This window comes from Micromonospora sp. NPDC003776, assembly GCF_053605645.1.
Window position 1 is genome coordinate 1 of the sequence record NZ_JBSGJR010000342.1, and the last position, 7526, is coordinate 7526.

A 7526-nucleotide genomic window follows, 5' to 3' on the forward strand; every position below is an offset into this window, starting at 1 on the left:
CACCGCCGCCGGGCGGCGCGGCTCGGCGTCGGAGCCGCTCTCCGGCAGGACGGCCCAGGCCCCCAGACCGGTGAGGCCGGCCAGCAGGGCACGCCGGCTGATGCTCCGCTGCCGTACGGGATCGGTCACGATCTCCTCCTCGATGGGTGGTCGGGGTCCGGGGGCGGCCGCTGTGGGGTCGGCCACCCCCGGACGGTCAGGCCGGTGCGTCGCGGTCGGCCGGTGGGATGCGGCGGTCGGGCACGGCCGTCACCGGCCGTGGAACGGCGTGAGGGGCAGCCGGCGCAGCGGGGTGAACGGCAGTTCGTCGGCGCCGGCCTCCGGGTGCGGGAGGTTGCGTGCCTGGCCGTCGATGTCGGTGGTCGGGGCGATCACCGTGGTGTCGCCGTAGCTGTGCAGGATGACCCCGAGGTCGGTGGCCGACGAGGTGGTGCCGGTCAGGTGGTAGTCGCCCATCCGGGTCAGCGGGACCTGCTGGAGCACGATCACCGCCTGGCGGAAGGTCGGGAAGGTCCGCGAGGTCAGGACCGACACCGACACCGGGAACGGGCTGCGGAACCGCGGGTCGAGCCCGACCCGGTTGGTGCCGCTGGGCGCGGTGCCGGTGGTGTCCTGGAGCACCGTCTCGGTCGGGGTCAGCGGGCCCACCCCGTCGGCCGAGCCCATGTCCCAGTGCCGGACCGGTTCGCCGGCCGGAGCGCCGGCCGCGCCGATGCCGGTGACGGCCACGCCGTTCCACTCCCCGGCCCGGTTGTCCCAGAAGATGTTGTTGAACATCTTCGGCTTGCTGAAGGTGGGCGCGCCGGCGGGCAGGGTGGCCTGGAGCTGCTCGCTGTTGGCCGTGGTGGAGAGGCCGGCCGGGGCGGCGCGGCCGGTGCTGGTGGCCGCGGTGGCGGTGGTGATGTTGCCGGCCACCGTGTTGTTGACGAACCGGACGTCGGGCGCGTCGTCCAGGGCGATGCCGCCGCCCTCGTGGGTGGAGATGTTGTCCACCAGCATGTTGTTCGTCACCGTGATCGGCACGTTGCCGGCCTGGAGCAGCCGGAGTCCGCCGCCGTCGTCGTTGGCGAGGTTCGCCTCGACCAGGTTGCTGTCGATGGTCACCGCGCCGGAGCCGGGTGACAACGCCGCCGGGTCGGCGGGCAGTTCCCCGGCGACCATGACGCCGCCGGCCTCGTCGTACGACTGGTTGAGCCAGATCCGGTTGTTGGCGATCCGGCCACCGGCGGAAAGCCCGTAGTGGGTGATCCCGCCGCCGTACTCGGCGGAGAAGTTGCCGCAGAGGGCGTTGTGGTCCACCGAGTAGCCGGCGCTGCCGGCGAAGATCCCGATGCCGCCAGCCAGGTTGGTGCCGCCGTTGTCCCGGATCTGGTTGCGGGAGATGGTCACGTGGTCGTTGCCGGTGTTCAGGTACGGCGTGCCGATCCGGACGGCGCCGCCGTACGCGCCGCTGTTGGCGGCGATGACGTTGTCGGTGATGGCCGCGTAGTGGACCTGGGAGTGCAGGTAGATCCCGCCGCCCTGGGTGATCAGGGCACCGTCCGCCCCGACCGGGGTGTGCACGCTGCCGTTGGTGTTGACGTTGCCGGGGAAGTCCGACTGGTTGCCCCCGGTGATCCGGAAGCCGGACAGGGCCGGCGCGTTGGTCCGGGTGAACTGGTTGTCCCGCCCGAGCAGGGTCACCACCGCCCCGTCGGGCACGTCCGCGGGCGCGGCGTGCGCGGTGGCCTGCACCAGGTTCACCCAGGCGGTGCCGGCCGCGTTGTCGATGCCGAAGCCGCGCCCGTCGAGCACGGAGCCCGGCACGTAGGTGCCGTCGCCGTACCGGCCGCCGGGGCCGACGCCGCGCAGCCAGACCGAGGAGTGCACCACCACGTTCTCGTAGTAGGCGCCGAACGGATTGTCCTTGCCGGCCGCGTGCGGCCAGACCGCGACCACCGCGATGCCCGCGGCCCGGGCCGCCGCCTCCAGGGCGGCCTGCACGGTCGGGTACGTCGTCTCCCCGGGCCGGACGGCGGAGGCCGGCGGGTTGACCTGGAGCACCCGGGGGTTCCTGGCCGTGCCGGCGCCCGCGCCGTTGCCGACGATCTGCAGGGTGAACCCGTCCACCGTCTGCTGGCCGTTGGCGGCGGTCACCGTGAGCACCGCCGTGCCGTGGGCGAGCTCCGCCGTCGGGTTGGTGCGGTTCCTCAGGGTGAGGGTGATCTGCCGGTCGGACCAGGACGTGACGGTGACGACCGGCGTGTCCGTCTGGCTGGTGAAGCCGCTGACGTCGACGCGCCCCGGGGTGCGGCCGAAGCCGGCGCCGGTCAGGGTGAGCTGCCTGGTCGGATCGTTGCCCCGCAGGTACGGCCGGGAGGCCGCGAAGATCTGCGGGACGTCCACCGCCGGGTCGCAGACCACGGGGCCGAGCTGCCCGGAGTCCGGCCCGATGGCCACCGCGGCGACCTGGGTGGGCGCCGTGTCGGTCACCGTGTAGAGCCCCGGCCAGGCCTGGAAGTTGGTGGCGATGGTGCGGTAGCGCGGGTTCCAGTTGCCGTTGAGGTGCCCGGGCTGGCCGGGGTCGTTGCCGACGAAGCGGTACATGTTCGGGCACGGGCCGGCCGGCAGCGGACAGTTGTACGTGCTGGTCGACGGCTCGATCGCCTCGTACATGCCGTTGAAGTCGGTGTCCACGGTGTCCACCAGGCGGCCGGCCCAGTCGTACAGGCCGACGGGGATGTTCGGGATGCCCTCGGCCTCGCCGAAGTTGGCGCTGCGCTTGTCGTGGGTGAGCCCGAGGTCGTTGATCACCAGGCCCCAGAAGTGGGTGGGCAACGGCACCGGCGTGAAGAGGTTGAAGTTGGGCGCGCTGGCCTGCCCGGCGCGCACCTCGACCAGCTTGGTGTCGCAGAGCGGGCGCCGCTGGCCCTCGAACGGGCTGCCCCCGCCGTCCCGGAAGCCCGGGTCGGTGACCTCGACGGTGTGCAGCGCCCCCGCGCAGGACGAGGTGATGCCGTTGCCCTGCGACGGCGGCTCACCGGGGTCGGGCTGCGGGTCCGGCGGGGCGGGCTGGTCGGTGGCCTGGTCGGCCGAGGGCGGGAAGTTCTCCTGGGGCAGGAAGCCGTCCCCGGAGAAGACGTTGACGTCCTCCTCGCGGGTGGGCAGGTAGATCGGGCCGCCACCGACCGGGTTGGTCGGGCTCTCCACGCTGACCAGGTAGTCGTCCGGCACCAGCGGCTGGGTCTCGCCGTCGGGCAGCGGGGCGTACAGCGGCAGGTCGTGGTCGGGGCCCGGGTTGGCCGGGTCGCCCGGTGAGATCAGGTTCAGCTTCGAGTCGGCGAAGGCGTAGTTGCCGTTGACGGTCTGCCCGAAGTTCGTCGGGTCGTTGTCGGTCGGCGCGGCCTGGAAGCCCATCATCGGGGCCTCCACGCACATCTGGTCGGCCTCGGTGCCGAAGTCCGGCAGGGCGAGCTGGTCGGTGAGCGGCCGGCCGTCGAACATCCGGGCGGTGCAGCCCCGGCCGGGCTGCCAGGTCTCCGAGGTGTACGCGTCGTTGAGCTCCGGGCCCTTCTTCAGCGAGCCGTCCGACTCGCGGACCGGGTCGCCGTTCTCGTCCCGGACCACCGCGTAGAGGTGCACCTCGATGCCAGGGATGCCCGGCTGGTACGGCTCGGTGGCCGCGTACGCCGGGTCCAGTTCGTTGCGGGTGGTGTCGTAGGTGACAGTGCCGGCGATGCCCCCGTTCTCCGCCCCCCGGTACGGCTGCACCCCCCAGTCGACCCGGCCGCTGAGCCCGATGATCGGCAGCACGTCCACGTCGACGGCGGCGCCGAGCAGCGTGGTCGGGTTCGGCTCGTTGGGGGCCTGGTAGGTGATGCCGGTGGTCTTGTAGCGGGTGTTGAACGCCTCCAGCACCAGCCACTTGGTCAGCGGGTACGCCTCCTTGATGGCGTAGTGCCCGACGCTGTCGGTGACCACGCTGTTGGTGCCCTGGTCCATCAGGGAGTTGTCGCGCTCCTTGAGCACCACCGGGAAGCGGGGCACGCCGCTCTCCCCCGGGTCCTGCCGGCCGTTGCCGTTGGTGTCGACGAAGACCGTGCCGGTGATCTCGGTGAACCAGCCGACCAGCGGCTTCGCCCCGAGGTCGACCGTCTTGCCGCCGTTGACCGTGACGTTGAAGCTGTCCAGCAGCATCTCCTGCGGCCCGTCCCAGAGGGTCAGCTGGTAGTCGCCGTCGGGCACGTGCGGGATGCGGAAGGAGCCGTCCGCGGCGCCCCGGTCCAGGTAGACCATCCGGTCGCCGTCGCCGAGGTCGGACAGGGCCACCCAGGGCCGGGCGACCGGGCCGGCGATCTTCGCGCCGGCCACCCCGTCGGCCGGCAGGGTGACCCCACCCTGCCCGCCGACGTAGGTGTACGCCTGCACCACCGTGCCGGTGACCGCGCCGGTGGCGGTGCCGGTGAGCGCCTTCGGGGAGACGAAGCCGAAGTCGACGTACGGCACCGGCTCGCCGCCGAGGGTCTGCTCCGTGTCGTAGCCGGTGTCCCCCTCCTGCACCCAGACGTCCCAGTCGTGGCCGCCTTCGAGGGTGGTGGTCTGCACCCAGCTGCGTCCGCTCGGCGGCACGACCTGCGCGGCGTAGCGGTCCGGGCCGAGGTTCGGGATGGTGATGTCGCCGTTGGCATCGCTGCGGCAGCCGGTCGACTCCTTCGCGATCACCGGGCGGCCGTCGGCGTCGAAGACCACCCGGCCGGCCGGGTGGTCGGCGTCGGGCGCGGTGTGCCGGTACTCGGTGCACAGCGGGTTGCCGTAGTAGTCGACGGTCACCTCGCCCATCACGTCGGCGAGGTGGGCGGTGAAGCCGGCCAGCCCGTCCTCGGCGCCGACCTCGTACGTGCCGTCCACCGGCACGCTGTCCTCGAAGACCCGAAGCCGGACGGTGCCCAGCGGCAGCGGGTACGGCTGCATGCCCACCGTCACGGCCGCGGTCTGTCCGGCGGTGACCGTGAAGTGCTCCCCGTCGATCTTGTAGCCGTCGGCGGTGACCGAGATCAGGTAGCGGCCGGCGGGCAGCCCGGTCAGGGCCGTACCGGTGGCGAGGGTGTCCTGGTCGCCCTGGGCGACCACCGCCACCGCGCCGGGCGTGTTGCGGATGGACGGCCAGCGGCAGTGGTCGGCGAAGTCCGGCGCGCTGTCCACGCCGGCGCGGGCCGGCAGGCAGTGCTCCAGCGCGTCGTGCGGGTCGCCGGTGTCGTCCGCGGTGATCATCCAGCGGTAGTCGGCCACCGGGGCTCCCTGCTGGATCTGCGGCGCCGGACCGACGGTCCGGGCGCTGACCACCGACAGGGTGATGCCGCCGGTGGTCGGCTCGGCGGCGGCCGACTCGGGCGGTACGACGAACCCGACGAGCAACAGGCAACACGTGGACACGAACCACCGCGGCCAGACGGAACGGCGCAGCATGCCCCTCACCCCCTCGGTCACGGAGACCGGCCGCGCATGCGGTACGCGGCCGGGCTGGTGAGAGGAGCATGGGTGGCGTGGCCGCGTCGACGACCGTTTATGACCATGCCGTCATCCGGCCGTCATTCGCCCGGGGCGCGGCCGTGTCGGAACGGCGACAGAAGCTAGCCCCGTTCGGCGGACGCGGAGATGAACCCGACAGGAGCTTCATGAAGGCGCCAGAAAGTCACCGACGGCTGTGGGGGCACGGTGGGACGCGTACTGGTGATCGAGGACGACGACCGGATCGGCCGGCTGGTCACCCGGGCGCTGGAGGGCGGTGGCCTGCTGACCGAGCGGGCGTCCTCCGGCAGCGCCGGCTTGGACGCCGCGCTGCGCCGGGACTTCGACCTGGTGGTGCTGGACCTGATGCTGCCCGGTCTGGACGGGCGCCAGGTGCTGGACCGGCTGCGGGAGCAGCGGCCCGACCAGCCGGTGCTGGTGCTCTCCGCGGTGCCGGAGATCAGCACCCGGGTCGCGGTGCTGGAAGCGGGCGCCGCCGACTTCCTCGGCAAGCCCTTCGCGGTGGCCGAGCTGCTGGCCCGGGTACGCGCCCGGATGCGCGCGCCGGCGGGCGACGCCGGCCGCTGGCTGCGGGTCGGTCCGGTGCAACTGGACCTGCACCGGCGCCGGGCCACCGTGGACGGGGGACGGGTGGAGCTGCCGCTGCGGGAGTTCCTGCTGTTGCAGCACCTGATGACCCGGGCCGGCCGGGCGTGCAGCCGGGAGGAGCTGCTGGCCGACGTGTGGGGCTTGAACTTCGACCCGGGCAGCAACGTGGTCGACGTGTCGGTCCGGCGCCTGCGCGGCCGGCTGGACCGGCCGGACCGGATCGAGACCGTCCGGGGCGTGGGCTATGCGTACGCCCTCGACTGACCGGGCGCTCGGCGGGATCTGGGTCCTCTTCGCCACGGTCAACGTGGTGCTGATGTGGTTCCTGCCCGGGCAGGAGACGGTGCCGTTCCACCTGGTCTGGATCAGCCTGGCGCTGGTCTACGGGTTCACCACCTGGGGGCTGGCCTGGATGGTCGGCGCGCTGGTCGCGGTGACCACCTCCACCGGGGTGATCCTGGCCCACCACGCGGCGATCGGCGAGATCCGCTGGGAGGAGACCGCCGAGGAGCCGCTGATGGCGGTGATCTTCGTGGTGATGGCCTGGCACGTGCACCGGCGGCACGTGCTGCTGCACGAGGTGCAACGGATCGGGGCGGCCGAACGGGACCGGGCGCACCGGCAGGAGCTGCTGGTCCGGCTCGCCTCCCACGAGCTGCGCACGCCGCTGACCATCGCCCGCGGCTACACCGAGCTGCTGCGTACCACGCACGACGACCCGGCCACGCTGGCGGACAGCGGGGTGGTCCTCGACGAGCTGGACAAGGCGACCCGGATCGCGCACCGGCTCGTCACGCTGATGCAGCTGGAGCAGCGGCACGAGGTCCGACCGGTCGACCTGGACGCCGAACTGGCCCGGATCGCCCGCCGCTGGGCGCCGACGGCTGACCGAAAGTGGTCGTGCCACTCGGCCATCGGGCCGACCCGGGTCAACCCGGAACGCCTGGAGGCGGCCCTGGACTGCCTGATCGAGAACGCGGTGAAGTTCACCGGCCCCGGCGACCGGATCGCCCTCGTCGGACATCGGGACGCCACCGGCTGGACGGTGGCGGTGGTCGACTCGGGAACGGGGATCGCGCCGGCGGCCGTACCGGACCTGCTCGACGGCCGGCCGGGGCGGGCCACCGCCACCGGAACGGGGCTCGGACTGGCCATCGTCCGGGCGGTGGCGGGCGCGCTCGGCGGACGGATCGTCATCGGGACCGGGCCGGGCGGTGGCGCGCGGGTCGGCCTCCGGGTGCCGGAACGGGCCCTGGCCGGCGCGCCCCGTCCGGAGCCGGTCCACGCCGAACCCGGGCCGGTCCCGCTCGCCTCGGGGTGACGGTCCCGCCCCTGCCGGTCGCCGCGGTGTGTGCGGTGAAGTAGAGGTCGTCGTCGCCGTGGATGCTGAGCACCCACCGCTGCTTGCCGGAGCCGTCCAGCATCACCAG

General features: G+C 73.0%; 3 protein-coding genes. 2 read left to right on the top strand and 1 reads right to left on the bottom strand.

Translation table 11 applies throughout. The features are described from left to right. Window positions 1-249: 249 nt before the first annotated feature. Entirely contained in the window at window positions 250-5445 is a 5196-nt protein-coding gene (locus ACWEVO_RS24050; protein ID WP_452309775.1) for a hypothetical protein, read from the bottom strand. Window positions 5446-5694: 249 nt separating this feature from the next. On the opposite strand from ACWEVO_RS24050, the gene ACWEVO_RS24055 reads away from it, so the two are divergent. Next, a complete protein-coding gene (locus ACWEVO_RS24055; RefSeq protein WP_452309777.1) occupies window positions 5695-6360 on the top strand; it encodes a response regulator transcription factor in 666 nt (221 codons plus the stop codon). After that, on the top strand, window positions 6341-7417 hold the full coding sequence (locus ACWEVO_RS24060; protein ID WP_452309778.1) for a sensor histidine kinase: 1077 nt from the start codon (window positions 6341-6343) through the stop codon (window positions 7415-7417). Before ACWEVO_RS24055 ends, ACWEVO_RS24060 begins: the two co-directional genes overlap by 20 nt. Window positions 7418-7526: the final 109 nt, after the last annotated feature.